We start from the raw sequence: 25,785 nt of genomic DNA, 5'->3' as shown, positions 1-25,785 counted from the left end.
CGGTAAGCCTGCTTAAACCTTTCTCGGCAACACCACACTGAACAACGTCCCGTCAGCCTCGCTCGAGCTGACATCGATCGTCCCGCCATGGGCGGTCACCACTTCCTTGACGATAAACAGACCCAACCCGAGGCTGGTCGACGGCTGCCCGAGTTCTTCGTCGGCGCTGCGCACCAGCGGGTCGAAAATCGTACCGATCGCCTCTTCGGAAATCGGTGTGCCGTAGTTGTGCACCGACAGGCACACGTGGTCGCCCTCGCCACGCAGATCGAGGGTCACGTCGCGCTGGTTGGCACCGTGCTGCAAGGCATTGCCGATCAGGTTTTGCAGTAATTGGTCGATCCGTCCGGCGTCCCACACGCCGCTGGTGTCACCGTGCACGGTGAGCCTGGGATCGGATTGCGGTTGACCGGCGCAGGCTTCGGCGATCGCCGCTCGCGCCGCAACGGCCAGATCCATCGGTGCCGGCTCGATCGGCAGGCTACGGCCCAGACGACTGCGCACCAGTTCCAGCAGATCGCTGACCATCGTCGCCATGTGCCGCGCGCCACGCTTGATGTGCTGGGCGCAGGCCAGGGCATCGCCTTCAAGGCTGGATTTGCGCAGCAGCAGTTCGGTGGACATGCTCACCGCCTGCAGCGGCGCACGCAGGTCATGGCCGAGGATGGCGAGGAAAATGTCCCGCGAGCGATTGACCTGCTCGGCGTAGGCCGCGGTGGATTCGGCCAGTGCCTCGTCGATGGCTTCATTGAAACGGATCATGTCCTGAAAATACGTCATGTCCGGCGATTCAAGGCTGTTGACCCACAGGCGGATCACGCAGGCACGCAAATGGCGGAATTCACTGGTCATCTGCACCAGGTCAAAACCGACGGTGTGGCGCAGTTCGCCATGGCTGGCGCCGGCCTCGTCCAGGCTCGGGGTCTTTTCCGGGCCTTCGCCCTTGGCTTTGGCAGCCTGTTCGGCGGGGCTTTGCGGCTTGTTCATGTCGCGGGCGGCGGCCCGCAGAATCTCGCTGGCGTGATCGCGCAGCGCAGTGGAATCCAGATAGTCGGCGGCCGGCGTGATGGTCGCGGCGAACTGTTCCCACTCATCGACGATAGGGTCGATATTGGCCACGATGAACTCGGAAAGACGCATGGGCAGTTCCTGAAAAAAGGCGGAGCGAATCGAATATTAGTCCCTTTGGCGGGAAATACACGACCGTTTGCACAGTGCTTTTCCAGCGACATGAAAAAGGCCCCGGAACCGTGTGCAAGACATGGCTCCGGGGCCTTTTGCCGTGCGTCAGAACAGGAAGTAACGCTGAGCCATCGGCAGAGTCTCCGCCGGTTCACACCAGAGCAGCACGCCGTCGGCCTTGACCTGATAGGTCTGCGGATCGACGTCGATGTTCGGCAGGTAATCGTTGTGGATCAAGTCGGTTTTCTGCACCTCGCGGCAGCCTTTGACCACGCCGATTTTCTTCTTCAGGCCCAATGCCTCGGGCAACCCGGCCTCCTGCGCGGCCTGACTGATGAACGTCAGGCTGGTGGCGTGCAGCGAGCCGCCGTAACTGGCGAACATCGGGCGGTAGTGCACCGGTTGCGGGGTTGGAATCGACGCGTTGGCGTCGCCCATCAGACTGGCGGCGATGGCGCCGCCCTTGAGGATCAGCGTCGGTTTCACACCGAAAAACGCCGGACGCCAGAGCACCAGGTCGGCCCATTTGCCAACTTCGATCGAACCCACTTCATGGCTGATGCCATGGGTGATCGCCGGGTTGATCGTGTACTTGGCGATGTAGCGCTTGGCGCGGAAGTTGTCGTTGCCTTCGCCGTCCTGCGCCAGCGGGCCGCGCTGCTTTTTCATCTTGTCGGCAGTCTGCCAGGTGCGTGTGATGACTTCGCCGACGCGGCCCATGGCCTGGCTGTCGGAGCTGATCATCGAGAATGCGCCGAGATCGTGGAGGATGTCTTCGGCGGCGATGGTTTCGCGGCGGATACGGCTTTCGGCGAACGCCACGTCTTCGGCGATGCTCGGGTCGAGGTGGTGGCAGACCATCAGCATGTCGAGGTGTTCGTCGATGGTGTTGCGGGTGAACGGCCGGGTCGGGTTGGTCGAGCTCGGCAGCACGTTAGGAAAACCGCAGGCCTTGATGATGTCCGGCGCATGGCCGCCACCGGCACCTTCGGTGTGATAGGTGTGAATGGTGCGGCCCTTGAACGCGCCGAGTGTGGTTTCGACGAAACCGGATTCGTTGAGGGTGTCGGTGTGGATCGCCACCTGCACGTCGTACTGGTCGGCGACGCTCAGGCAGTTGTCGATGCTCGCCGGGGTGGTACCCCAGTCTTCGTGCAGCTTGAGGCCAATGGCGCCGGCCTTGACCTGCTCGATCAGCGGCTCCGGCAGGCTGGCGTTGCCCTTGCCGGTGAGGCCGATGTTCATCGGGAACGCATCAGCGGCCTGGAGCATCCGCGCCAGGTGCCACGGCCCGGAGGTGCAGGTGGTGGCGTTGGTGCCGGTCGCCGGCCCGGTGCCGCCGCCGATCATGGTGGTGACGCCGCTCATCAGCGCTTCTTCGATCTGCTGCGGGCAGATGAAGTGGATGTGCGTGTCGATGCCGCCGGCAGTGAGGATCATGCCTTCACCGGCGATCACCTCGGTGCTGGCGCCGATGGCGATGGTCACGTTGGGCTGTACGTCCGGGTTACCGGCCTTGCCGATCGCGGCGATCCGCCCGTCCTTGAGGCCGACGTCGGCTTTGACGATGCCCCAGTGGTCGATGATCAACGCGTTGGTGATCAGCGTGTCGACCACTTCGGCGGCGAGCAGTTGGCTCTGGCCCTGACCGTCGCGGATCACTTTGCCGCCGCCGAATTTGACTTCTTCGCCGTAGGTGGTGAAGTCCTTTTCGACTTCGATCCACAACTCGGTGTCCGCCAGGCGCACCTTGTCGCCGATGGTGGGACCGAACATGTCGGCGTAGGCTTGTCTTGAAATCTTCATGTGTTCGCCTTGCAATTCAATGGTCTTTGAAGCTGTTCGCTGCGCTCACAGATTCGCGAGCAAGCCCGCTCCCACAATTGACCGCATTTCAACTGAAGGAACGCGGTCGAATGTGGGAGCGGGCTTGCTCGCGAAGGGGCCAGAGCAGACACCGCATTACTTAGAGATCACCCATAACCCGCCCGGCAAAGCCGAACACCCGGCGATGCCCGGAGTACTCCACCAGCTCGACCTCGCGGCTCTGCCCCGGTTCGAAACGCACGGCGGTGCCGGCCGGGATATTCAGGCGCATGCCACGGCTGGCCGCGCGGTCGAAGGTCAGCGCGTCGTTGGTTTCGAAAAAGTGATAGTGCGAACCGACCTGGATCGGTCGGTCGCCGCTGTTGGCGACTTTCAGGCTGAGGGTGCGGCGGCCGACATTCAATTCGATGTCGCCGGGCTGGATCTGGTACTGGCCGGGAATCATGGCCGGGCTCCTTGCAGAATCTTGTAGTAGAGGGCGGTCGGGCGATACGTACCGTGCGGGTCGCAGGCGTAGTCGGGAATTTCGCCGGCGCGGGTGTAACCCAGGGCCTTGTAGAAATCTTCGGCGGGGGAGCCGGCCTCGGTGTCGAGGTAGAGCATGCCGCGCTTGTGCTTGGCCGCTTCGAGCTCCAGCGCATTCATCAATTGCTGGCCGAGGCCACGGCGGCGCGCCTGTTCACGCACCAGCAGCTTCTGCACTTCGGCACGATTGAGGCCGTTGGCCTTCTGGCACAGGCCCAACTGCACGCTGGCCTGCACCTCTTCATCCTTGACCACCACCCAGAGCAACACGCTGCCCTTGTTCACTTGTTGCTGCACTTCATCGAAATAGGCGCGGGCCTGCGCGGCATCGAGATCGGCCATGAAACCGACGCTGGCGCCATAACCCACGGCGTCGAGCAGCAGATCAATCAGGCCCTGACGATAGTGCGCAAAACTTTCCGCATTGACGCGTCGCAGTTGGGCGGGGTTCATCGCGTGTCACTCCTTGTTGGCGACCGGCGGCTGGGCGCCAGGGTTGAGAGTCAGTTGCATGAAGGTCAGATCGAGCCAGCGACCGAACTTGGTGCCGACTTGCGGCATCTGTCCGGTGATGCTGAAACCGGCGCGTTCATGCAGACGAATGGAAGCGGCATTGCCACTTTCGATGGCGGCGACCATCACATGCTTGTCGCAGGCTTTGGCCCGCTCGATCAGCACGCTCATCAATTGCGGGCCAAGGCCATTGCCGCGCTGGTCGCTACGGACATAGACCGAGTGTTCGACGGTATGGCGGAAACCGTCGAACGGCCGCCAGTCGCCAAAGGAAGCGTAGCCGAGCACAACGTTGTCGGCGTCGACGATCACCAGAATCGGGTAGGCCAGGGCCTGACGGGCGCTGAACCACGCCTGGCGGTTGCCGAGGTCGACCGCCGATTCGTTCCAGATCGCCGTGGTGTTGAGCACCGCGTCGTTGTAGATGTCGCGGATCGCCGGCAGATCGGCGTGCAGGGCATCGCGAATGGTGTAGGTCATGGCGCGGCCTCAGACGATCGGTTGGTGGACGGTGACCAGTTTGGTGCCGTCGGGAAATGTCGCTTCGACCTGGATCTCCGGGATCATTTCCGGGATGCCTTCCATCACCTGTTCACGGCTCAGCAGGGTGGTGCCGAAGTGCATCAGCTCGGCCACGGTCTGGCCATCACGGGCGCCTTCGAGCAGGGCGGCGGAGATATAGGCCATGGCTTCCGGGTAGTTGAGCTTCACGCCACGGGCCAGTCGGCGTTCGGCGACGAGGCCGGCGGTGAAGATCAACAGCTTGTCTTTTTCGCGTGGGGTCAGGTCCATTGCGGGTATCCATCAGGGCAGTTTTGTGAGGTTCTTGCGGGCGTGGGGGCCAGTTAGAGCCATCCCTCACCCTAGCCCTCTCCCGGAGGGAGAGGGGACTGATCTCGGTCGTTTGTCGAGGCCGCTCCAGTCAGTCAATATTTTTCGAGAATGCAAATTTCCTTCCAGACAACCTGGTCAGGCTCCTTCTCCCTCCGGGAGAGGGCGGGGGTGAGGGTGGCTTTTCAAGTGCTCCAGATTCTCGGTGATACCGCTTCGCGGCCGAGCAGGGCCGGGCGCAGCAGGCGCCACAGGTCGATCAGCCAGGCGCGGGCCAGCAGTGCCTCGCTCGCCAGGCAACGGGCCACCAACAGCCCCGGCAACTGAGTCAGATCACCGCGCACCTCATGGCCCAGCGAACGACACCGCTCCAGCAGCTCGGCATCGATTTCACCGGTCACCAGCAGCGTCGCAAACACCGGATTGCCATCCAGACCGATCGGCGAATCGAGCAAGCCGTCATTGCCGGTGATGCGTTGACGCTCGTGCCAGAGCAATCGCCCGTCACGGCGGATATCCAGATGCGCCTGAAAGTGTCCGAGGTCGAAGCGCTCGCCACTGGCCGGTCGGCCCAGCGCCACCACGTCCCAGTAGAACAGCCGCGCATCGCCCTCAAGCTCGATCGAGGTGGTGAGTTCGGCCTGGGCGGCGCTGTAGACGATGGTTTCCTGCGGCAGCCATTCCAGCGTCGCACCGGCCGCGATTTTCAGATCGAGCTGCTGATAGGCCGGCCCCGCTGCGCGATACCACTTGGCCGCGCCGGGGCTGGTGATCTGCGCCCAGGCGTCTGCTTCGACGCGGGCGCTGATGTTCAGCCGATCTCCGCCGGCGATCCCGCCGGGCGGGTGGACGATGATGTGCTGGCAGACCTCGGGGCCTTCGGCATACAGGTGCTTTTGCACGCGTAGCGGGCCGAGATGCCGGCGTTGAACCGGGCGCGTGCAGTCGCCGAAGCGGGCGTAGGCCAGTTCCAGCTCGGCGTGCCAGCTCGGGGTAAACAGGGCAGTGGGAAGCGGTAAGTTCATGGTTTGTAATTATCGTTAGGAAGCTACAGATTAAATTGTTACCAGACCTCGTACACCCTCGGCCTCCATATTTTCACCGCGACCCTGCTGCACGATCTCACCCCGGGACATCACCAGGTATTGATCGGCCAGCTCAGCAGCGAAATCGTAGAACTGCTCGACCAGCAAAATCGCCATGTCGCCACGCGCCGCGAGCTTTTTGATCACCGCGCCGATCTCCTTGATCACCGAGGGCTGGATGCCTTCGGTGGGCTCGTCGAGGATCAGCAATCGCGGACGACTGGCCAGGGCGCGACCGATAGCCAGCTGCTGTTGCTGACCGCCGGACAGGTCACCGCCGCGGCGCTGCTTCATTTGTAGCAGCACCGGGAACAATTCGTAGATGAAACTTGGTACTTCTTTCGCTTCACTGCCGGGAAACCGTGACAGGCCCATCAGCAGATTTTCTTCCACTGTGAGCCGGCCGAAGATTTCCCGGCCCTGTGGCACGTAGGCGATGCCGGCGTGTACCCGCTGGTGCGGCTTGAGCGTGGTGATCGCTTTGCCTTCCCAGTTCACCGCGCCTTCCTTGGCCGGCAACAGGCCCATCAGGCATTTGAGCAGGGTGGTCTTGCCCACGCCGTTGCGCCCGAGCAGGCAGGTGACTTCGCCGACTTTTACGTCGAATGAGAGGCCACGGAGGATGTGGCTACCGCCGTAGTACTGGTGCAGCTTGTCGACTTGCAGCATGTTCAAAATCTCCTCAAATCCCCCTGTGGGAGCGGGCTTGCTCGCGAATGCGGTGGATCAGTCGCCATCAACTTGAATGGCACACCGCATTCGCGAGCAAGCCCGCTCCCACATTGGAAAGGTGTTTGCAGCTCAGCGGCCGAGGTAGACCTCGATCACCCGCTCGTTTTCCTGCACCTGCTCCAGCGACCCTTCCGCCAGCACGCTGCCCTGATGCAGCACCGTCACATGGTCGGCAATCGAGCCGACGAAGCCCATGTCGTGCTCCACCACCATCAGCGAATGCTTGCCGGCCAGCGACTTGAACAGCTCGGCGGTGAATTCGGTTTCGGCATCGGTCATGCCCGCCACCGGCTCGTCGAGCAGCAGCAGTTGCGGGTCTTGCATCAGCAACATGCCGATCTCCAGAAACTGCTTCTGGCCGTGTGACAGCAAGCCCGCCGGGCGATTGACCGAGGTGGTCAGGCGGATGGTCTCCAGCACTTCGCTGATCCGGTCTTTCTGCTCGCCGCTCAACTTCGCCCGCAGACTGGCCCACACCGACTTGTCGGTTTTCTGCGCCAGTTCCAGGTTCTCGAACACGCTCAGCGCTTCGAACACTGTGGGTTTCTGGAACTTGCGACCGATGCCGGCCTGGGCAATCTGTACTTCGCTCATCTGCGTCAGATCGAGGGTTTCGCCGAACCAGGCTTTGCCGTGACTGGGGCGGGTCTTGCCGGTGATCACGTCCATCAGCGTGGTCTTGCCCGCGCCGTTGGGGCCGATGATGCAGCGCAGTTCGCCGACACCGATGTACAGGTTCAGATTGTTCAGCGCGCGAAAGCCGTCGAAGCTGACGCTGATGTCTTCCAGGGTCAGGATCGTGCCGTGGCGGGTGTCGAGGCCCGGGCCGACGCGTTGGCCGAGGCCGATCGAGTCACGGCTGGTGCCTTCGTCCTTGTTCGGTTCCACGGGGAAAAACGCCGGTTCGAGCATGAATTCAGCACTCGCAGTGACTCTCATTGTTCACCTCGTTTCTTCAGCAGGCCGATCACGCCTTTGGGCAGATACAACGTCACGACGATGAACAGCGCGCCGAGGAAGAACAGCCAGTATTCGGGGAAAGCCACGGTGAACCAGCTCTTCATGCCGTTGACCACACCGGCACCGAGCAACGGCCCGATCAGCGTGCCGCGACCGCCGAGGGCGACCCATACCGCCGCCTCGATCGAGTTGGTCGGCGACATTTCGCTGGGGTTGATGATGCCGACCTGCGGCACGTACAGGGCCCCGGCCAGACCGCACAGCACCGCGCTCAAGACCCAGACGAACAGTTTGAAACCGCGCGGGTCGTAGCCGCAGAACATCAGGCGGTTTTCTGCATCGCGCAGCGCGGTCAGCACCCGGCCGAACTTGCTCTGTGCAAGACGCCAGCCGATGAACAGACTCGCCACCAGCAACAGTACGGTCGCCAGAAATAGCACCGCGCGGGTGCCCGGCTCAGTGATGCCGAAACCGAGAATCGTGCGGAAATTGGTGAAACCGTTGTTGCCGCCGAAGCCGGTCTCGTTGCGAAAAAACAGGAGCATCCCGGCGAAGGTCAGGGCCTGGGTCATGATCGAGAAATACACACCCTTGATCCGCGAACGGAAGGCGAAGAAGCCGAACACCAGCGCCAGCAGACCCGGTGCCAGCACCACCAGACACATCGACCAGATAAAACTGCTGGTGCCGCTCCAGTACCACGGCAGGTCGGTCCACGACAGAAAGGTCATGAACGCCGGCAAACCATCCCCGGCGGCCTGACGCATCAGGTACATGCCCATCGCATAACCGCCGAGGGCGAAGAACAGACCGTGACCCAGCGACAGCAGCCCGGCGTAGCCCCAGACCAGATCCAGCGCCAGAGCGACGATGGCGTAGCAGAGGATTTTGCCGACCAGCGTCAGGGTGTAGGCCGAGACATGCAGCGCGCTGTCCGCCGGCAACAGCGAGAGCAACGGTAGAGCGATCAGCAGCGCGAGGATCACCGCGCCGATGGCGAGGGTGACTTTCGGGCCGGCCTTTTGCGTGGCCGTGACAAGTAGAGGCTGGTTCATCAGTCGATCACCCGTCCTTTCAGTGCGAAGAGGCCTTGCGGACGTTTCTGGATGAACAGAATGATCAGCGCGAGGATCAGGATCTTGCCGAGTACCGCACCGATCTGCGGTTCGAGAATCTTGTTGGCGATGCCCAGCCCGAACGCAGCCAGCACGCTGCCGGCGAGTTGGCCGACGCCACCGAGCACCACCACCAGGAACGAGTCGATGATGTAGCTCTGGCCGAGATCCGGACCGACGTTGCCGATCTGGCTCAGCGCCACGCCACCGAGGCCGGCGATGCCCGAGCCGAGGCCGAAGGCGAGCATGTCGACGCGTCCGGTGGGCACGCCGCAGCAGGCAGCCATGTTGCGGTTCTGCGTGACCGCACGGACGTTGAGGCCGAGGCGGGTCTTGTTCAGCAGCAGCCAGGTCAGCACCACCACGAACAAAGCGAAAGCGATGATCACGATGCGGTTGTACGGCAGCACCAGATTCGGCAGCACCTGAATCCCGCCGGACAGCCACGCCGGGTTCGCTACTTCAACGTTCTGCGCGCCGAACAGCAAGCGCACCAACTGAATCAGCATCAGGCTGATGCCCCAGGTGGCGAGCAGGGTTTCCAGCGGCCGGCCGTAGAGATGACGAATCACCGTGCGTTCCAGCGCCATGCCGATCGCCGCCGTGACAAAGAACGCCACCGGCAGTGCGATCAGCGGATAGAACTCGATGGCTTGCGGGGCGTAGCGCTGGAACATCAGCTGCACCACGTAGGTCGAGTAGGCGCCAAGCATCAGCATCTCGCCATGGGCCATGTTGATCACCCCGAGCAGGCCGAAGGTGATCGCCAGCCCGAGGGCCGCGAGCAGCAGGATCGAGCCGAGGGACATGCCGCTGAACGCCTGACCCAACACTTCGCCGATCAGCAGTTTGCGCTTGACCTGAGCCAGACTGGTTTCGGCGGCGGTGCGCACCCCGGCATCGCTTTCCACGCCGGGTTCGAGCAGGCCTTCGAGGCGGGTGCGGGCCAGCGGATCGCCGGTTTCGCCGAGCAGGCGCACGGCGGCCAGACGCACCGCCGGATCGCTGTCGACCAGCTGCAGATTGGCCAGCGCCAGGCTCAGGGCGGCGTGGACGTTCTCGTCTTTTTCGCCAGCCAGCTGCTGGTCGAGGAATTTCAGCTGCGCGGGTTTCGCGCTTTTCTGCAATTGCTGCGCGGCAGTCAGACGGGTTTTGGCGTCGGCGGCGAGCAATTGGTGGCTGGCCAACGCGGTGTCGATCAGACCCCGCAGGCGGTTGTTCAGGCGCAGGGTTTTCGGCTGGCCGTCGAGGGTCAATTCGCCTTGTTGCAGGGCGTTGATCAGCTCGACACGCGCCGGCTCAGGCTGCGCGGCCCAGGCTTCCAGCAGTTTGGCTTGCTGCACGGGATTGGCGGCGACGAAGTCTTCGGCGTCGCCGGCAAAGGCAGTCATCGGCAACAGCAGTGCGATGGCGAGGATGAAGCGGTAAAGGGTAGTCGGCATAAAGAGTCGCCTTGCGCGGACTAATGGTGGGCACAGTCTTTGTGGCGAGGGGATTCATCCCCGATCGGCTGCGAAGCAGTCGCAAAAACAGTCGCCGCGATTCACAGGTACATCGCGCCTGTAGCATTTGGGGTCGCTTCGCGACCCACCGGGGATGAATCCCCTCACCACAAAATATTGTTCCCACAGGGGGATCGAGTCGGCCTCACGCCAGGCGCGAGGCCGACACCCAATGGCTCAGTTGCTCTTCACCGCATAATCCGGCTTCTTGTCGTTGCCATCGATAAACGGACTCCAAGGCTGGGCGCGGATCGGGCCTTCGGTCTGCCACACGACGTTGAACTGACCGTCGTTCTGGATCTCGCCGATCATCACCGGTTTGTGCAGGTGGTGGTTGGTCTTGTCCATGGTCAGGGTGTAACCGGACGGCGCGGCGAAGGTCTGGCCGGCCAGTGCTTCGCGAACCTTGTCGACGTCGGTGGACTTGGCTTTCTCCACCGCTTGCGCCCACATGTGGATGCCGACGTAAGTGGCTTCCATCGGGTCGTTGGTCACCGCTTTGTCGGCGCCCGGCAGGTTGTGTTTCTTCGCGTAGGCCTTCCAGTCAGCGACGAACTTCTTGTTCACCGGGTTCTCCACGGACTCGAAGTAGTTCCACGCCGCGAGGTTGCCCACCAGCGGTTTGGTGTCGATGCCGCGCAGCTCTTCTTCACCCACCGAGAACGCCACCACCGGTACGTCGGTAGCCTTCAGGCCCTGATTGGCCAGCTCTTTGTAGAACGGCACGTTGGAGTCGCCGTTGACCGTGGAGATCACAGCAGTCTTGCCGCCGGCGGAGAATTTCTTGATGTTGGCGACGATGGTTTGATAGTCGCTATGACCGAACGGGGTATAGACCTCTTCGATGTCCTTGTCGGCCACGCCTTTGGAATGAAGGAACGAGCGCAGGATCTTGTTGGTGGTGCGCGGGTAGACGTAGTCGGTGCCGAGCAGGAAGAAGCGCTTGGCGCTGCCGCCTTCTTCGCTCATCAGGTATTCAACGGCGGGGATCGCTTGCTGGTTCGGCGCGGCGCCGGTGTAGAACACGTTCGGCGACATCTCTTCGCCTTCGTATTGCACCGGGTAGAACAGCAGGCCGTTGAGTTCTTCGAACACCGGCAGCACCGATTTACGTGACACCGACGTCCAGCAACCGAACACCACCGCGACCTTGTCCTGGGTCAGCAACTGCCGGCCCTTCTCGGCGAACAGCGGCCAGTTCGACGCAGGGTCGACCACCACCGGTTCGAGCATCTTGCCGTTCACGCCGCCCTTGGCGTTGATCTCGTCGATGGTCATCAGCGCCATGTCTTTGAGCGACGTTTCGGAGATCGCCATGGTCCCGGACAACGAATGCAGAATCCCCACCTTGATGGTCTCGGCGGCCTGGACAGTCCAGGTCATGCCCATCGCGGCAATGGATGCCGTGAGTGTGAAAGCCTTGATCAAACTGCGACGCTTCATTGTGCGATCTCCATGAACGTTAAAGTTTTTTATGGTTGGCAGATGCGGACGACTGAAGGTGTGTTTTGCAAGGGCTGTGCCCGGTCGGGATCGGGCAGGAAAATGTCGGTTTAGAGCGGTTGCGCGCGGGTGGGGTGCACCATGAAGGAACGAGTCGCGTGTGACGGTGCATTCGTGTGCGCCAGATTAGGGCGCCGATTTCGCAAACAGTGCCATTCACTGTGGGAGCGGGCTTGCTCGCGAATGCGGTGGGTCATTCAAAAATGAAGTTGGCTGGCACGGCCTCTTCGCGAGCAGGCTCGCTCCCACAGTTTTTTATGTTTGTTGTGTCAGCGGCGGCGCATCAGGCCGATGAAGAACAGACCGCCGATAGCCGCGGTGGCAACGCCGATGGGCAGGTCTTCCGGCGCGATCAGGGTTCGCGCGGCAACATCGACCCACACCAGAAACAGGCTGCCGAGCAGGACGCAGGCCGGCAGCAATCGGCGGTGTTCGGCACCGACCAGACGCCGGGCAATGTGCGGCACCATCAGCCCAACAAAACCGATCGAGCCACTGATTGACACCAGCACCCCGGTCATCAAGGACGCGATCACAAACACCCGCAGGCGCACCGCGCGGGCATTCAGGCCGAGGGTGACGGCGGTCTGTTCACCGGCCATCAGTGCGTTCAACGGTCGGGCCATACCCAGCAGCAAACCGAGGCCGAGCAACACGCTCAGCGCCGGCACCGTCAGCAACTCCCAACGCGCCAGGCCAAGACCGCCAAGCATCCAGAACATCACCGCCGAACTGGCGCGATGGTCGCCCATGAACAGCAGCAGATTGGCGATTGCCATCATCACGAACGACACCGCCACGCCGCACAGCAGCAACCGGTCGCTGTCGAGCCGACCCTGACGGTTGGCAATGCCCAGCACCAGAAACATGCTCAGCAACGCACCGATGAATGCGGCAATCGGCAAGGTCAGCAGGCCGACGATTTCACCGATGTGCAGCACCACGATCACGGCGCCGAGTGTCGCGCCGGAGGTGACGCCGAGCAGGTGCGGATCGGCCAGTGGATTGCGCGTCACCGCTTGCAGCACCGCGCCGATCAACGCCAGCCCGGCGCCGACCAACGCCCCGAGCAACATGCGCGGCACGCGGATCAGCCAGACGATGTGTTCCTGCCCGGCGCTCCAGCTCACCTCGCCGAGACCGAAGGCCTTGTGCAGCAGAATCCGCCACACCACGTCCACCGGCACCCGCGCCGGACCAAAACCGAGCGAGACCACGCACGACACCAGCAACAGGGCACCGAGGGCGATCAGCAACAAGGCGTAGCGACGGTCGATCATTCGCCGTGGAACCCCTTGGCCAGGGTTTCCACCGCCAGCACGTTATCGATCCCCGGCGTGGCCTGCACGTAAGGGATGACGATGAAGCGCTGGTTCTTGATCGCATCGACCGATTGCAGCGCCGGGTTCTTCAGCAGAAATTCGATCTTCTGTTCAGCGGTGATTTCGCTGTAGTCGACGATCACGATCACCTGCGGATTGCGCTCGACCACGGTCTCCCAGTTGACCCTCGTCCAGCTCGCGTCGACGTCGTCGAGAATGTTGCGCCCGCCTGCAGCATCAATCAGCGCCTGCGGCATGCCGAGACGCCCGGAAGTCATGGCGCGGTCTTCGCCGCTGTCGTAGAGAAACACCCGCGGCTTGTCGACGGGCAGGTCTTTGCGGATCTCGGCGACCTGATTCTGCATGTCGGCGATCAGTGCGTTGGCGCGATCCTGCACGTCGAAAATCTTCCCCAGATTGCGCAGGTCGTTGTAGGTGTCGTCCAGCGTCGCCGCCGGACGCTTCATCACGAAGGCGCAGGATTCGGTCAGCTCATACACGTTGATGCCCAGCGGTTGCAGGGTCTGCGGCGTGAGGTCGCCACCGACGCGCATGCCGTAATCCCAGCCGGCGAAAAAGAAATCGACGTTGGCGTTGAGCAGGGTTTCCACCGATGGATATTTCGCAGCCAGCTCCGGCAAACCGTCGAGCAACGACTGCATCTCGGGCGTCACCGACTTCCAGCCGCTGACGCCGCTGTAACCGGCCATGCGCGATTTGAGGCCGAGGGCGAGCATCATCTGGGTCATGTTGATGTCGTGGCTGACCGCGTGTTTCGGCGCTTCGTTGAAGGTCACTTCGCGGTTGCAGCTATGGATGGTCAACGGGTATTTCGTGGCTTCGGCGAAGGCCTGGGCACTGCACAACAAAAGAGCGACACAAAGCAGGGAACGCACAGTCATGGTCGGGTTATCCAGGTGATTCGCGGGTAGCCGTGGAGGGGATGGGAATCGATCAACGCCTCGACGCCGAACACGTCGCGCAGCAGCTCGGTGGTGAGTACCTGTTGCGGCGTGCCGCTGGCGACGATCCGCCCGTGATTGATCACGTACAGTCGGTCACAGAACGCGGCGGCCAGGTTCAGGTCGTGAATGCTGGCGAGGGTGCCGATCTGCAGACGTTTGACCAGTTGCAGCAGTTCGAGCTGATAACGCGGGTCGAGGTGGTTGGTCGGCTCGTCGAGGATCAGCAGTTGCGGTTGCTGGGTCAGGGCGCGGGCAAGGATCACCCGCTGCTTCTCACCGCCGGACAGGGTGGCGAACGCATGGTCTTCGAAGCCGTCGAGGCCGACGGATTTGAGCGCTTGCGTCGCCAGATTGCGATCTTCCAGCGTGTCGCCATCGAACAGGCCTTTGTGCGGCGTGCGACCCATGGCGACCACTTCTTCGACGGTCAGGCCAAAGGCATCGGGGAACTCCTGCAAGACCACGGCGATGCGTTTTGCGCTCCAGCGCGAGGATTGCTTCCACACGTTGTGGTGATCGAGTCTGACCTCACCGCTTTCCGGCTGACTGAAGCGATAGGCGCAGCGCAGCAGGCTGGTCTTGCCGCTGCCGTTGGGACCGATCAGCCCGACGAACTCACCGGCGGCCACCTGCAACGAGGCGTCACGCAGCTGGAACTGGTGATGGCAGTGGCCGTGGCCCAGAGGTGTCCAGGCGAGGTGGGTGAGGGTCAGTGAGGTCATGCTTTTACTCTGAAATATCGGGTGTTGCTGATGACGCCTTCGCGAGCAAGCCCGCTCCCACAGTTGATCGCGTTTCAATGTGGGAGCGAGCTTGCTCGCGAAGGGGCCGGTGAATCAAAAGGTGTAATCCGCCGTGACGAAAAACGATCTCGGCTCGCCGAGAATCCACTGCTGGCCCTCATTGTATTGGCTTTGTGCGTACTGGCGGTCAAACAGATTGTTCAGCTGCAGACCGAGCGTGGTGTTGCGCAGGGCTTGCCACGACAGCGTCGCATCGACCACGGTGTAACTCGGCAGCTCGTTGCGGTTGGCCATGTCGGCGTAACGCGCATCGACGTAACGCACACCGGCCCCGGCCTTCAGATCATCACTGAGGTTTTTGTTCAGCCACAGATTGGCGGTGCGCCGTGGTACATCCACCGGGCGATTGCCGTTGTACGACAGGGTTTGCCCATCGACCACTTCGGAGAAGTCATCGTACCTGGCCTTCACAATCGCCGCGTTGGCCTGCAGTTGCCAGGCGTGCGGCAGTTGCAGATCAAGGCTGGCTTCCAGGCCGTTGGACGATTGCTGGCCGACTTGCTGCTTGAGCGTCGGGTTGCCCGGATCGTCGGTCAGCAGTTTCTTTTTGACGATGCGATAGGCCGCCAGGGTGAACTCGCCGCGCTGATCCCAGAACAACTGCTTCAGGCCGATTTCTGTCTGGCGCGCGGTCGACAGGTCGTATTGCTGCTGGCTCGGACTGAGGGATATCAGGCCGCCGATGCCGTCGGTGCTGGTCGCGACCTGACCGTAGAACGAGGTCTGCGGCGTCAGGGCAAACACCAGTCCGGCCTTCCAGTTGTTGCCGGTCAGGGTCTTGTCGCTTTGGCTGTCGTCGATCAGGTTGTTGCGATCCACATGCACATAGTCGCGGCGCACGCCGGTCACCAGCGACCAGCGCTCGCTCAATTGCGTGCGGTTTTCCGCAAACACTGACATCTGTTTGGTGGTGCTGTCGAACTGGTCGCGGTAAGGGTTGGCGCTTTCGAAATAGCCCGGTTGCGGGTGATACAGATCCAGCGCCTGACCGTTCGGCAGCACATCGTTGAACGGCGAATTGCTGTTGAGCTGGAAACGGATGCGGTTGTAATCGACGCCGGTCACGGTTTGGCTGTCGAGGCCGAACAGCGAGTGTTTGAAGGTGAAGGTCTGGCGGTCGCCGACCTGCTCTTGCTGGTGACCAATGCCGAAGTAGCCGCTGCGGCTGAGTTGCTGGCTATCGCGGTCGAAGTTGTAGTTTTCGGCGTTCTGCCAGCGGCGCTGGGCCTTGAGGTAGTACAGCTCGTTGCTGGCACTGACGGCGTCGTTGATCTGCCAATCGGTGGTCAGGCGCGTCCACTGATCGTTGTAGTGCTGCTGATCGTCACGCACGTTGTAGTTCTTGTTGCGCAGACTGTCGCGCAATCGGCCGTTGATCAGTGGCGTGCCGAAGTAGTTCTGCGGACGCTGGTCGCCGTAGTCGTGGGCGAGGGTGAACGCCAGATCGTCGGTGGCCTGCCAGCGCAGCGCCGCGCTGATGAAGTCGCTTGATGAGTCACCGCGATCGATCCAGCCGTTGCTGCGCAGACGATTGAGATTGAGGCGATAGCTCAGGGTGTCGCTCAGCGAGCCGCCGCTGTCGAACGCCTGCTGCTGGCTGTCGTAGGAACCGTAGCCGAGGCGCAAGTGGTTTTCGATTTCGCCCTCGAACGGCTTCTTCGGAATCACGTTGACCACCGCACCGGTCGCGCCTTCGCCGTACAGCACCGAGGCCGGGCCGCGCAGCACGTCGACGCGCTGCACCGCCCAGGTGTCGACCGGAAAAGTTACGGTGCCCATACCGGTGTACATGCGGTTACCGTCATACAACTGCATCACCGAACTCTGCCCGGTAAAACCGCGTGCCTGCAACGAGGTGCCGCCATCGCCCGGGGTGCCGGTACGGCTGATGCCGGTGCTGCGTGACACCGCGTCCTGCACGCTGCGATCGCCACGGGCGCGAACCTGCTCGCCGCTGAGGCTTTCGACGCTGGCCGGAGTTTCCATGGCCGTCAGGTTCAGGCGCGAGCCGGCGGTGGTCGGCGTGGTCAGGCTGACACTTTCTTCGTCAACCGCAGGCGCGGAGATGGTGCCGGTGGGCAGCGTCAGCGGCTGGCCATCGGCGCTGGCGTTGTTCAGGGCAAGCAGGCAGAGACTGGACAAGAGGTACTTGTTCATCGGGACGGTGAATCACTTCTTCAAAAGACAGCCCGCCACTTTTGGTGGCGGGCAGAGCGGCAATTGTGGGAGCGGGCTTGCTCGCGAAGAGGGCGTGTCAGGCACCCTGTTCGTTACATGACACTGCGCCTTCGCGAGCAAGCCCGCTCCCACAGGAATCTGCCGGAGTTTAAGCCCCGGCAGTTTAAAGATCTGTCTGAAACGCGCATCTCGCCTGCTTCACGTTGAAGTTGAGGCAGATTCAGCTTGGCGGCCCAGACGCGACAACAGCAGCCGATCCAGCAGCCAGACCAGCACCAGCGAAGCGCCAACCAGCGGAAAGATCACGGCCAGAGCGAGCATGATCGCCACGCCGGTTTTCCATTTCGGCAGATCATGGCGCAGCGGCGGTACGCCGAACTTGCCCTGCGGACGCCGCTTCCACCAGATCACCACGCCGCTGACGGCGCTGAGCAGAATCATCAGGCAGATCAGCAGCACGACGATCTGGTTGACGGTGCCGAACATCTTGCCTTCATGCAGCATCACGCCGATTTCCGTGGCTCGCGCCACTGCGCCGTACTGCTCGAAACGCACATCGGCGAGGACCTTGCCGGTGTACTGATCGACATGCAGGGTCGCGTCGTTGCGCGGGTCGTCGGCGAATACGGCAATGGTGAACACACCGGTCGCGGTGGTTGGCAGGGTGATGCTGTAGCCCGGTTCGACCTTGCGTTCAATTGCGATGTTCTGCACCTCTTGCAGGCTGATCGCGGGTGCGGCGGGACCGTGTTGCATGCCGCCGTGGGCCATGTGTTCGGCGTGGTCGCCGGACATCGGCATCGGCGTGTTTTCCATTGCCCATGGCACGGTCTGGCGCGCGGCGTTATTGAGGCTGCCGGCCTCGACGTCGGAGGTCGGCACGTTGTTCCACATCGCCGCCGGGAACACGTTCCACACCTGCGCATATTGCTTGCCCCAGAAGCCGGTCCAGGTCATGCCGCTGAGCAGCATCACCAGCAGCAATGCCGCGCCCCAGAACCCGGTGACCGCGTGCAGATCACGCCACAATACGCGACCGCGACTGTTCAGGCGTGGCCACAGAATACCCGCCGCCTGACCGCGCGGCCACCACAGAAAGACCCCCGATACCACCAGCACCACACCCCAACCGGCGGCGAGTTCGATCAGACGATCACCCACCGTGCCGATCATCAACTCGCCGTGAATGGCGCGGGCGATGGCTTGCAGATTTTTCTTCGCATCCTGCTCGCCGAGGATGTCGCCGTGGTACGGATCGATGAATACGTTGAGTTCATGGCCGGCGTTTTTCACCACGAACTGCGCGCTGCGCTCGGCGTTGGCCGGCGGCAGGTACTGGGTGATCTGACCCTGTGGATAAGCGCTCTTGACCCGTTGCAGCAGCTCATCGGCCGGCACCGTGTGATGCGCGGCCGGGACGTTGAGCAGGCTGCTGTACATCAGTGAGTCGAGTTGCGGTTTGAACAGGTAGATGATGCCGGTCAGGGCCAGCATTACCATGAACGGCGCGACGAATAGGCCGGCATAGAAATGCCAGCGCCAGGCCAGGTTGTAGAAGTTCGGTTTGGGCTTTTGCATCACGTTTGCTCCGCTTGGCTTGGATCTTTTCTTTGTTCTGTATGGGGAGTTTCACCACTGCACTCCTGTGGGAGCGGGCTTGCTCGCGAAAGCGTCGTGTCAGGCGCCACCCATGCTGGATGTACCGCCGTCTTCGCGAGCAAGCCCGCTCCCACAAGGGCAGGGCGTGCCGCTCGGTTAGAAACTCATATCGACCTTGGTCCAGAGCGTGCGCCCCGGCTCGTTGATCGCTTGCGGGTCGTTGGCCGGGTAGCCGAAACCGGCGTTACCCGCCAGGTTCAGGTGCTCGGCGTAAGCCTTGCCGAACAGGTTGTCGACGCCGGTGCTGACCTTCCAGTTTTTGTTGATCCGGTAAGCACCGTTGAGCGAGAACACGCCAAAGCCGCCGCTCTTGTCGTAGTCCTTGCCGACCACGTTGCCCTTGTTCTGGTCGATGCGGTGTTGCGCCGCGACCACGCGCCACAGTGCCCCGGCGCTCCAGTTGTCTTCGCTGTAGGTCAGGCCGAAGCGCGCATCCAGCGGCGGCATTTGCGGCAGGGCTTTGCCGTCGCTGCTGTTCTTGCCCCAGGCGTAAGCCAGAGTGGCATCGGCTTTCCAGTTATCGGTGAGTTTGTAGGCGGCGCCGAGCTCGCCACCCATGATCCGTGCGTCGATGTTTTCCGCGCGCGAAGTGCTCATGCCCATCATCGTTGGCGTGTAGTCGAACAGGATGTAGTCGCGCACTACGCCGATGTAGCCCGAGGCCCAGGCCTCGAGTTCGGCGGTCTTGTAGTTCACGCCGAAGTCGAACTGGGTGGTCTTTTCCGGTTTGATCGAGTCGAACGCATTCAGCGAACCGGCCGGGCCGGACTTCGGTGAAAACAGCTCCCAATAATCCGGGAAGCGCTGCGCGTGACCGAGGCCGGCGTACAGCGTGGCCGGGCTGTCAGCGAGGTCATGCTCGTAACGCACGAAGCCGCTTGGCAAGGTGTCGGCGCGGGTCTCGTCGGCGGTCGGATTTGGCCGGCTCATCATTCCCGAACCAATGCGCTGCCGGTAATCCTTGGCCGAAGCACGGTCGACCCGGGCGCCGGTAATCAGCCGATCACGGTCGGCGGCGTACCAGGTCATTTCGCTGAACACGCCGTAGTTATGGAAATCGGCGTCCTTGGTGTACGGCTGATCCTTGTAGGTGTCGATGCCCATGCCGCTGCGCTGGCGGTGCTCGTTGGTCTGCGCATCGAGGCCGGTGATCAGCTGGATGTCGGCCCAGCGCCAGGTTGCCTTGATCCGCGCGCCGAGTGTGCGCCGGTCGACGTTGGACGCCATGGGCCCGGCCATCATCCCGGTGCCGGACGGTGTGCGCAGGGTGTAGTTGTCCATCACGTGGTCGGCGTAGTTGTAGTAAACCTGTGCTTCAACTTTCTCCAGCACGTCGGTGATGTTGGATTTTTCGAAGCGCAGGCCGAGGCTTTCGCGCAGGAACTGCGAACCGTCCATGCCGCGTCCGGCGTAGCGTGCTTCGCCGTCGCCCTTGCCGGCCGTCAGTTCGATCAGGGTGTCGGCGTCCGGGGTCCAGCCGACGGCGATGTCACCGTTCCACTTGTCGTAGCGCGACGGCACGCTGTCGTTGTTGCCGTCGCGATAGTCGTCGGAGTGCGCGGTGTTGCCGATCACTCGCACATAGCCCAAAGGCCCGCCGGCAGCAGCGTCGACAACCTTGTCGAAGCGTCCGTTGGAGCCGGCCAGCACGCTGGCATTCACCCGTGTGCCGAGCTCGCCGAAGCTTTCCGGCTCACGATCGAACAGCACCGTACCGGCCGATGCACCCGGTCCCCAGAGCACGGTTTGCGGGCCCTTGATCACCGTGAGTTTGTCGTAGGTTTCCGGCGAGATGTACGAGGTCGGCGCGTCCATCCGCCCCGGGCAGGCGCCGAGCAGCATGCTGCCGTTGGTGAGAATGTTCAGCCGCGAACCGAACATCCCGCGCAGCACCGGATCACCGTTGGTGCCGCCATTGCGCACCAGGGCGAAGCCGGGAATGGTCTTCAGGTAATCGCCGCCGTCACTGGCCGGCACCGGCTGACGCGGATCCTTGGGGTTGGTGACGATGGTCAACGGCGAGCTGGGGGCGATCGCGGTAATCACCGTCGGACTGAGCTCTTCGTTGTGCCCGGCGTGGTCATCGGCCAGCACCAGCGGCGACAGCAGGACGCCGCAAAGGACGGCGGTGGCGTGCGAGAAACCAATGCGCGATGCGTTCAGCGCGAAAGACGCCTGGGCAGAACCCGAGCGTGGAACAGCAGAAAACCTGGACATGACAATTTCCATCAAACAGTCGTAAACGACACGGCCGGCAGCCTGAAGCTGTCTTCTCAACCGTGTGCAATCAAAGGTGCGGTGTTTACGCCGTGATGGGCGGGGCGCGGGTGCGGGCGCCGGGGAAGAAGGTCTGCCGGGCATGGCCCAGACGCGGGGAGGGCGGGGTGAAGGTGTTGACGTGGGCAATGCTGAACGTGGCGAACGTGCCGCCACCGGTCAGCGCCGGGCAATTGAACAGCAGGCTGCAATAACCGCACTTTTCCCACAGGGCGTGGTGCGAGGATTGTGGCGGGCAGTGTTCGGCAGTCGGTTGTGCGCCGTGCGCGGCGTGATCCATGCCCGGCATGTCCATCGCCATGTCCATGCTCATCGGCATGGAAGTCGAGGCGTGCTGATCCATCGGCATCGACTGAGAAATCAGCGGGCCGATGAAGATCATCAACATGGCGAACAGGGCGATCCAGCTACCGCGGGTCAGAGTCTGGCTCTGGCGATGCAGGCGGAACGCCCCGGCGCGTTGCGGGCGCACGGGCGTGGTCAGCCGGATCGGTTACTGGGCGTGATCGTGTGCCTGGGTATCTTGCGGAGGTTTCTTCTGCACCGCGACTTCGACGGTGACGTTACCGGCCTTCTCGAAATGCAGGGTCAGCGGGAAGCGTTTGCCGTCGCTGAGCAGGCTGCGGTCTTTCGGGTTGAGCAGCATCACGTGATAGGCCATCGGCGCGAACGTCACCTTGCCGCCGGCCGGAATCACCACGTCGGGCACCTGCTGCATTTTCATCAGGTCGCCCTGCATCACATGCTCATGCAGTTGCGCTTCGGCGGTGATCGGCGAATCGACGCTGAGCAGGCGGTCGTCTGTCTTGCCGGGATTGCTGATCACGAAATAAGCGGCGACGGTCGGCGCGTTGGGCGGCAGCTCCTGCGACCACGGGTGAGCGATTTCCAGCTCGCCGGCCTTGTATTCGTGGGCATGGGCGAAGCACGCCGGCAGCAACAGCGCAGCGATGACGAAGAGTTTGTTCAACATGGCAGTTCTCCAGAACGATTTGATACGCAGGTCAATTGCGAGAACAAATCAAACCAGAGGCGAGGCGCGGGGATTAAGGCTCGGCCATTGCTGGCGCGGTGTCGGTGTTTGCAACGAGGGCGGCGCCACGCTGCGATTGCTTTCGTAGCGGGCGAAATACAGCTGCGGCGTATGGCCCGGCAACGCCACCAGCGGCGCTGAACCCGAGCAGCACCAGCAATGCTGCATGTTGGAATGGCTGTCGTTGGACGGGGCTTTCTGCTCCGAGGTACCGATGTTGATCGCCACCATCTTCGTCCCGCTGCCGGTGCAGAAACTGCTCCACAGCAACTGTTCGGCCGGTGAATTGGCCGCCTGCGCCATCGCCCCGGTCATCGGCATGGCGAGCATGTTGAACAGCACTGCGAAGCAGGCGATCCAGGCAAATGCAAGCCGGTGTCGGTTCATGGGACAGATCCGTTGGGTGGGCGATCAGGCGCGGGCTATTTAGCCTGATCAGGGCCGATAAGTAAAAAGGCGTCGTGCGGTATGGTGTCGCAGATCAATTGAAACAGAGTGTAGCGGTGGAAATTCGCAACGCCAGACTCATCCGCCGATCCTGTAGGAGCTGACGAGTGGAACGAGGCTGCGATCTTTTGATCTGCTTTTTAACGTTCAGGATACGAGCTGTCAGGTCGCACGCCTTCGCGAGCAAGCCCGCTCCCACAGGATCCCTGGCATACATAAACTATGCGGTCGCCGCCGACCACTGTGGGAGCGGGCTTGCCCGCGAAGGCGTACTCGAGGTCTGCACTTGGTTAAAGTCGAGTGAAGGAGGCAAGGGCAGCGAGGACTTCAGACGTCGTCACAAACTTCCGATCAACTCCCGGCAACACCGGTCGCTTGAGCACCATCACCGGCACTCGCAACTCCCGCGCCACTTCCAGTTTCGGCTCGGTCGCGGTGCTGCCGCTGTTCTTGCTGATCAGCACATCGATCTGCCGGCGTTCGAACAGTGCGCGTTCATCCTCCAGCAGAAACGGCCCACGGGCGCCGATGACTTCGCAGCGTTCGTTACCGGGATAAGCGTCGAGGGCGCGCAGGGTCCAATACTGGTTGGCAGGGATTTCGTCGAGGTGTTGCAGCGGTTCGCGGCCGAGGGTGAACAGCGGGCGGCGGAACGGTTTGAGGGCTTCGATCAGTTCGGCCCAGTCGCTGACTTCTCGCCAGTCGTCGCCCGGTTGCGGCTGCCACGCGGGGCGGCGCAAGGCCCAGCAGGGGATGCCGGCGAGTTGTGCGGCGATGGCGGCGTTGTGGCTGATTTGTGCGGCGTAGGGGTGAGTGGCGTCGAGCAGTAGATCGATGCCTTCAGCGCGAATGAATTGCGCCAGACCTTCGGCCCCGCCGTAGCCGCCGACCCGCACCTGGCAGGTCAGGTCGGTCGGCACCCGGCCCACGCCGGCCAGACTGTAAATGTGTTCTGGCCCCAGCGTACGGGCGATGGCCAACGCCTCGGTGACGCCGCCAAGCAACAGAATGCGTTTCATGCAAAACCTCCGGCGTGGCCGACAATGCCGCCCTGGCGATCAATCGCAAACACCTCGACCTGCACCTGCGCCGGCACCACGCTGCGGGCGAAATTCAATGCGTGGCGGCAGACCTCATCGCCGAGGGCAATGCCCGCCGCGCTGGCCATCGCCAAGGCCTGCTGACTGGTGTTCGCTTCACGAATGCTCTGCTGCAACGCCTGATCAGCGCCAATCGCCGCCGCCCATTCAGCCAGTTGCGGCAGGTCGATACTCGAATGCCGCGAGTGCAGATCCATGTGCCCGGCCGCCAGTTTGCTGATCTTGCCGAAGCCGCCGCACAGGCTGAGTTTATCCACCGGCACTTTGCGCAGATGCTTGAGCACCGCGCCGACAAAGTCGCCCATTTCGATCAGGGCGATTTCCGGCAGGTCGTAGACCCGGCGCATGGTGTCTTCGCTGGCGTTGCCGGTGCACGCGGCGATGTGCAGATAGCCGTTGGTTTTCGCCACGTCGATGCCCTGATGGATCGAGGCGATATACGCCGCGCAGGAAAACGGCCGGACGATGCCGCTGGTGCCGAGGATCGACAAACCACCGAGAATGCCCAGCCGCGGGTTCATGGTTTTCAGCGCCAGCGCCTCGCCGCCCTCGACATTGACGGTGATCTCGAAACCGCCGCCATAACCGCTTTCGGCGGCGAGCAGGCTCAGGTGATCGCTGATCATCTTGCGCGGCACCGGGTTGATCGCCGGCTCACCGACGCCGAGCACCAATCCCGGCCGGGTCACGGTGCCGACGCCTGCGCCCGCGATGAAGCGAATCCCCGGCTCGGCCAGCAGCCGCACTTGCGAATAGAGCAGCGCACCGTGCGTTACGTCCGGGTCGTCGCCCGCGTCCTTGATCGTCCCGGCCTCGGCGCCGTCGGCGGTCAAGCGGCAGAACTCCAGGCGCATCTGCACTTGCTTGCCTTTGGGCAAAACGATCTGCACTGCATCCGCCGACGTGCCGCCAAGCAGCAGGCGTGCCGCGGCGAGGCTGGTGGCGGTGGCGCAGCTGCCGGTGGTCAGGCCGCTGCGCAGCGGGGCGGGTTGTTCGGCGGTTTCGTCACGCATCGAAGGGTTTGACCAGGTCCAGCAGGGTGATCGGCAGCGCCTGACGCCAAGTGTCGAACTCGCCCAGCGGTTGCGCCTGGGCGACATGGATACGGGTCAGTTCGCCGCCGTGGCGTTCGCGCCAGTTCATCAGGGTGACTTCGCTTTGCAGGGTCACGGCGTTGGCCACCAGTCGGCCACCGGGCTTGAGTTGATCCCAGCAGGTTTCAAACACGCCTTCACGGGTCACGCCGCCGCCGATGAAGATCGCGTCGGGTCGCTCCAGCCCGGCAAGTGCCTGCGGCGCACGGCCACGCACCAATTGCAGGCCGGGTACGCCCAGCGCGTCGCGGTTGTGTTCGATCAAGGCCTGTCGGCCTGCGTCCGCCTCGATGGCGATGGCGCGGCAGCTGGGGTGCGCGCGCATCCATTCGATGCCGATCGAGCCGCATCCGCCACCGACATCCCACAGCAGTTCGCCGGGGATCGGCGCAAGGCGGGCGAGGGTGATGGCGCGGACATCGCGTTTGGTCAGTTGGCCGTCGTGCTGGAATGCCGAGTCGGGCAGTCCGGCCAGACGCGACAGACGCGGTGCCAGCGCATCGGCCAGGCATTCGATGGCAATCACATTCAGATCGGCAATCGTTGGCTCATTCCAGTCATTGGCAGTACCGTCGATGCGCCGCTCGGCGTCGCCGCCCAAGTGCTCCAGAACGCTCAGGCGACTGCCACCAAAACCGCGCTCACGCAGCAGCGCCGCGACTGCCGCCGGACTTTGTCGGTCATTGCTCAGCAACAACAGGCGCACCCCGCTGAACAGGTGCGCATTGAGTGCTGCCAGCGGCCGTGCGACCAGCGACAGTGTCACGACATCCTGCAACGGCCAGCCGAGCCGGGCGGCGGCCAGCGAACAGGAAGAGGGCGCGGGCAGGATCAGCATCTCGACACTCGGCACGTGCCGCGCAAGGCTGGCGCCGACGCCGTAGAACATCGGATCACCACTGGCCAACACGCACACCGCTTCGCCGCGCTGCTCCAGTACCGGCGCGAGGGAAAACGGACTCGGCCACAATTCGCGTTCGCCGCGAATGCACACCGGCAGCAAGTCCAGTTGCCGCTGGCCGCCGATGATCCGCGAGGCGCCCATCAGGGCGCGCCGGGCATTTTTGCCCAGGCCCTTGAAGCCGTCTTCACCGATTCCCACAACCGTCAGCCAGGGTGTCATGCCGTTCCT

The 25,785-nt window shown here is 62.8% G+C and carries 24 protein-coding genes and 1 pseudogene; all 25 read right to left on the bottom strand.

The window, feature by feature from the left end; translation table 11 throughout:
- Positions 1-12: 12 nt before the first annotated feature.
- The 25 genes and pseudogenes from M0808_RS12155 to cbiE all read right to left on the bottom strand — a co-directional run bounded on the left by M0808_RS12155 (position 13) and on the right by cbiE (position 25,776).
- Positions 13-1,140, bottom strand: coding sequence for a sensor histidine kinase (locus M0808_RS12155; protein WP_027613555.1), 1,128 nt, complete (start codon positions 1,138-1,140; stop codon positions 13-15).
- Positions 1,141-1,287: 147 nt separating this feature from the next.
- Positions 1,288-2,988 (bottom strand): urease subunit alpha, encoded by a 1,701-nt coding sequence (gene ureC, locus M0808_RS12150; RefSeq protein WP_247841249.1) that lies wholly within the window; start codon positions 2,986-2,988, stop codon positions 1,288-1,290.
- A gap of 160 nt (positions 2,989-3,148) precedes the next feature.
- Positions 3,149-3,454, bottom strand: a complete 306-nt coding sequence (locus tag M0808_RS12145; RefSeq protein ID WP_247841248.1) for an urease subunit beta — start codon at positions 3,452-3,454, stop codon at positions 3,149-3,151.
- On the bottom strand, positions 3,451-3,987 hold the full coding sequence (locus M0808_RS12140) for a GNAT family N-acetyltransferase (RefSeq protein ID WP_027613558.1): 537 nt from the start codon (positions 3,985-3,987) through the stop codon (positions 3,451-3,453). The genes M0808_RS12145 and M0808_RS12140 overlap by 4 nt, the downstream gene beginning before the upstream one ends.
- A gap of 6 nt (positions 3,988-3,993) precedes the next feature.
- Complete coding sequence (locus tag M0808_RS12135; protein WP_247841246.1) at positions 3,994-4,527, bottom strand: GNAT family N-acetyltransferase; 534 nt, start codon at positions 4,525-4,527, stop codon at positions 3,994-3,996.
- A 9-nt stretch (positions 4,528-4,536) separates the two neighbouring features.
- Positions 4,537-4,839, bottom strand: coding sequence for an urease subunit gamma (ureA, locus tag M0808_RS12130; protein ID WP_007915951.1), 303 nt, complete (start codon positions 4,837-4,839; stop codon positions 4,537-4,539).
- A 224-nt stretch (positions 4,840-5,063) separates the two neighbouring features.
- Positions 5,064-5,903 (bottom strand): urease accessory protein UreD, encoded by an 840-nt coding sequence (locus tag M0808_RS12125; RefSeq protein WP_247841244.1) that lies wholly within the window; start codon positions 5,901-5,903, stop codon positions 5,064-5,066.
- Positions 5,904-5,933: 30 nt separating this feature from the next.
- A complete protein-coding gene (urtE, locus tag M0808_RS12120) occupies positions 5,934-6,632 on the bottom strand; it encodes an urea ABC transporter ATP-binding subunit UrtE (protein WP_016984897.1) in 699 nt (232 codons plus the stop codon).
- A 132-nt stretch (positions 6,633-6,764) separates the two neighbouring features.
- Positions 6,765-7,607, bottom strand: coding sequence for an urea ABC transporter ATP-binding protein UrtD (gene urtD, locus M0808_RS12115; RefSeq protein ID WP_247841335.1), 843 nt, complete (start codon positions 7,605-7,607; stop codon positions 6,765-6,767).
- 23 nt (positions 7,608-7,630) lie between these two features.
- Entirely contained in the window at positions 7,631-8,710 is a 1,080-nt protein-coding gene (gene urtC / locus M0808_RS12110) for an urea ABC transporter permease subunit UrtC (RefSeq protein ID WP_098966991.1), read from the bottom strand.
- Positions 8,710-10,212, bottom strand: coding sequence for an urea ABC transporter permease subunit UrtB (gene urtB / locus M0808_RS12105; RefSeq protein WP_247841242.1), 1,503 nt, complete (start codon positions 10,210-10,212; stop codon positions 8,710-8,712). The genes urtC and urtB overlap by 1 nt, the downstream gene beginning before the upstream one ends.
- 237 nt (positions 10,213-10,449) lie before the next feature.
- Positions 10,450-11,715, bottom strand: a complete 1,266-nt coding sequence (urtA, locus tag M0808_RS12100; protein ID WP_064585757.1) for an urea ABC transporter substrate-binding protein — start codon at positions 11,713-11,715, stop codon at positions 10,450-10,452.
- 219 nt (positions 11,716-11,934) lie between these two features.
- Positions 11,935-12,024: pseudogene (locus M0808_RS12095) on the bottom strand (metal ABC transporter ATP-binding protein); the annotation flags it as partial.
- 20 nt (positions 12,025-12,044) lie between these two features.
- The gene (locus M0808_RS12090) at positions 12,045-13,055 is read right to left on the bottom strand and encodes an iron ABC transporter permease (protein WP_225137316.1); all 1,011 of its coding nucleotides are present in this window, start codon (positions 13,053-13,055) and stop codon (positions 12,045-12,047) included.
- Entirely contained in the window at positions 13,052-13,999 is a 948-nt protein-coding gene (locus M0808_RS12085) for an ABC transporter substrate-binding protein (RefSeq protein WP_223007135.1), read from the bottom strand. The genes M0808_RS12090 and M0808_RS12085 overlap by 4 nt, the downstream gene beginning before the upstream one ends.
- Positions 13,996-14,784, bottom strand: a complete 789-nt coding sequence (locus M0808_RS12080; protein WP_247841240.1) for an ABC transporter ATP-binding protein — start codon at positions 14,782-14,784, stop codon at positions 13,996-13,998. The genes M0808_RS12085 and M0808_RS12080 overlap by 4 nt, the downstream gene beginning before the upstream one ends.
- Before the next feature lie 114 nt (positions 14,785-14,898).
- A complete protein-coding gene (locus M0808_RS12075; RefSeq protein WP_247841238.1) occupies positions 14,899-17,022 on the bottom strand; it encodes a TonB-dependent receptor in 2,124 nt (707 codons plus the stop codon).
- Positions 17,023-17,241: 219 nt separating this feature from the next.
- Positions 17,242-18,621 carry a PepSY domain-containing protein gene (locus tag M0808_RS12070; protein ID WP_247841236.1) on the bottom strand — a complete coding sequence of 460 codons (1,380 nt, stop codon included), beginning with the start codon at positions 18,619-18,621 and terminating at the stop codon, positions 17,242-17,244.
- Positions 18,622-18,798: 177 nt separating this feature from the next.
- Positions 18,799-20,919: a TonB-dependent copper receptor gene (locus M0808_RS12065; RefSeq protein ID WP_247841234.1), complete on the bottom strand. Its 2,121-nt coding sequence runs from the start codon at positions 20,917-20,919 to the stop codon at positions 18,799-18,801.
- An 85-nt stretch (positions 20,920-21,004) separates the two neighbouring features.
- On the bottom strand, positions 21,005-21,451 hold the full coding sequence (locus M0808_RS12060; protein ID WP_247841232.1) for a DUF2946 domain-containing protein: 447 nt from the start codon (positions 21,449-21,451) through the stop codon (positions 21,005-21,007).
- A gap of 21 nt (positions 21,452-21,472) precedes the next feature.
- Positions 21,473-21,952, bottom strand: a complete 480-nt coding sequence (locus M0808_RS12055) for a copper chaperone PCu(A)C (protein ID WP_098967008.1) — start codon at positions 21,950-21,952, stop codon at positions 21,473-21,475.
- A 48-nt stretch (positions 21,953-22,000) separates the two neighbouring features.
- Positions 22,001-22,399 carry a DUF2946 domain-containing protein gene (locus M0808_RS12050; protein ID WP_098967010.1) on the bottom strand — a complete coding sequence of 133 codons (399 nt, stop codon included), beginning with the start codon at positions 22,397-22,399 and terminating at the stop codon, positions 22,001-22,003.
- A 350-nt stretch (positions 22,400-22,749) separates the two neighbouring features.
- A complete protein-coding gene (locus M0808_RS12045; RefSeq protein ID WP_247841230.1) occupies positions 22,750-23,478 on the bottom strand; it encodes a cobalt-precorrin-6A reductase in 729 nt (242 codons plus the stop codon).
- A complete protein-coding gene (locus tag M0808_RS12040) occupies positions 23,475-24,572 on the bottom strand; it encodes a cobalt-precorrin-5B (C(1))-methyltransferase (RefSeq protein ID WP_103520960.1) in 1,098 nt (365 codons plus the stop codon). Before M0808_RS12040 ends, M0808_RS12045 begins: the two co-directional genes overlap by 4 nt.
- Entirely contained in the window at positions 24,565-25,776 is a 1,212-nt protein-coding gene (cbiE, locus tag M0808_RS12035; protein ID WP_247841229.1) for a precorrin-6y C5,15-methyltransferase (decarboxylating) subunit CbiE, read from the bottom strand. The genes M0808_RS12040 and cbiE overlap by 8 nt, the downstream gene beginning before the upstream one ends.
- Positions 25,777-25,785 lie beyond the last annotated feature (9 nt).

This window comes from Pseudomonas sp. MWU12-3103b (assembly GCF_023100615.1).
GTDB lineage: Bacteria > Pseudomonadota > Gammaproteobacteria > Pseudomonadales > Pseudomonadaceae > Aquipseudomonas > Aquipseudomonas putida_A.
Note: the sequence above shows the minus strand (reverse complement) of the source record. Positions and strands in the feature narration are given on the sequence as shown.

Bases quoted from the DNA above. Each gene is read 5' to 3' on its own strand.
- M0808_RS12080 (WP_247841240.1), bottom strand. From the start codon at position 14,784: ATGACCTCACTGACCCTCACCCACCTCGCCTGGACACCTCTGGGCCAC.
- ureA (WP_007915951.1), bottom strand. From the start codon at position 4,839: ATGGACCTGACCCCACGCGAAAAAGACAAGCTGTTGATCTTCACCGCC.
- M0808_RS12040 (WP_103520960.1), bottom strand. From the start codon at position 24,572: ATGCGTGACGAAACCGCCGAACAACCCGCCCCGCTGCGCAGCGGCCTG.
- urtC (WP_098966991.1), bottom strand. From the start codon at position 8,710: ATGAACCAGCCTCTACTTGTCACGGCCACGCAAAAGGCCGGCCCGAAA.
- M0808_RS12055 (WP_098967008.1), bottom strand. From the start codon at position 21,952: ATGTTGAACAAACTCTTCGTCATCGCTGCGCTGTTGCTGCCGGCGTGC.
- M0808_RS12045 (WP_247841230.1), bottom strand. From the start codon at position 23,478: ATGAAACGCATTCTGTTGCTTGGCGGCGTCACCGAGGCGTTGGCCATC.
- ureC (WP_247841249.1), bottom strand. From the start codon at position 2,988: ATGAAGATTTCAAGACAAGCCTACGCCGACATGTTCGGTCCCACCATC.
- M0808_RS12140 (WP_027613558.1), bottom strand. From the start codon at position 3,987: ATGAACCCCGCCCAACTGCGACGCGTCAATGCGGAAAGTTTTGCGCAC.
- cbiE (WP_247841229.1), bottom strand. From the start codon at position 25,776: ATGACACCCTGGCTGACGGTTGTGGGAATCGGTGAAGACGGCTTCAAG.
- M0808_RS12125 (WP_247841244.1), bottom strand. From the start codon at position 5,903: ATGAACTTACCGCTTCCCACTGCCCTGTTTACCCCGAGCTGGCACGCC.
- M0808_RS12050 (WP_098967010.1), bottom strand. From the start codon at position 22,399: ATGAACCGACACCGGCTTGCATTTGCCTGGATCGCCTGCTTCGCAGTG.
- M0808_RS12065 (WP_247841234.1), bottom strand. From the start codon at position 20,919: ATGTCCAGGTTTTCTGCTGTTCCACGCTCGGGTTCTGCCCAGGCGTCT.
- M0808_RS12145 (WP_247841248.1), bottom strand. From the start codon at position 3,454: ATGATTCCCGGCCAGTACCAGATCCAGCCCGGCGACATCGAATTGAAT.
- urtE (WP_016984897.1), bottom strand. From the start codon at position 6,632: ATGCTGCAAGTCGACAAGCTGCACCAGTACTACGGCGGTAGCCACATC.
- urtD (WP_247841335.1), bottom strand. From the start codon at position 7,607: ATGCTCGAACCGGCGTTTTTCCCCGTGGAACCGAACAAGGACGAAGGC.
- urtB (WP_247841242.1), bottom strand. From the start codon at position 10,212: ATGCCGACTACCCTTTACCGCTTCATCCTCGCCATCGCACTGCTGTTG.
- urtA (WP_064585757.1), bottom strand. From the start codon at position 11,715: ATGAAGCGTCGCAGTTTGATCAAGGCTTTCACACTCACGGCATCCATT.
- M0808_RS12075 (WP_247841238.1), bottom strand. From the start codon at position 17,022: ATGAACAAGTACCTCTTGTCCAGTCTCTGCCTGCTTGCCCTGAACAAC.
- M0808_RS12070 (WP_247841236.1), bottom strand. From the start codon at position 18,621: ATGCAAAAGCCCAAACCGAACTTCTACAACCTGGCCTGGCGCTGGCAT.
- M0808_RS12135 (WP_247841246.1), bottom strand. From the start codon at position 4,527: ATGACCTACACCATTCGCGATGCCCTGCACGCCGATCTGCCGGCGATC.
- M0808_RS12155 (WP_027613555.1), bottom strand. From the start codon at position 1,140: ATGCGTCTTTCCGAGTTCATCGTGGCCAATATCGACCCTATCGTCGAT.
- M0808_RS12085 (WP_223007135.1), bottom strand. From the start codon at position 13,999: ATGACTGTGCGTTCCCTGCTTTGTGTCGCTCTTTTGTTGTGCAGTGCC.
- M0808_RS12090 (WP_225137316.1), bottom strand. From the start codon at position 13,055: ATGATCGACCGTCGCTACGCCTTGTTGCTGATCGCCCTCGGTGCCCTG.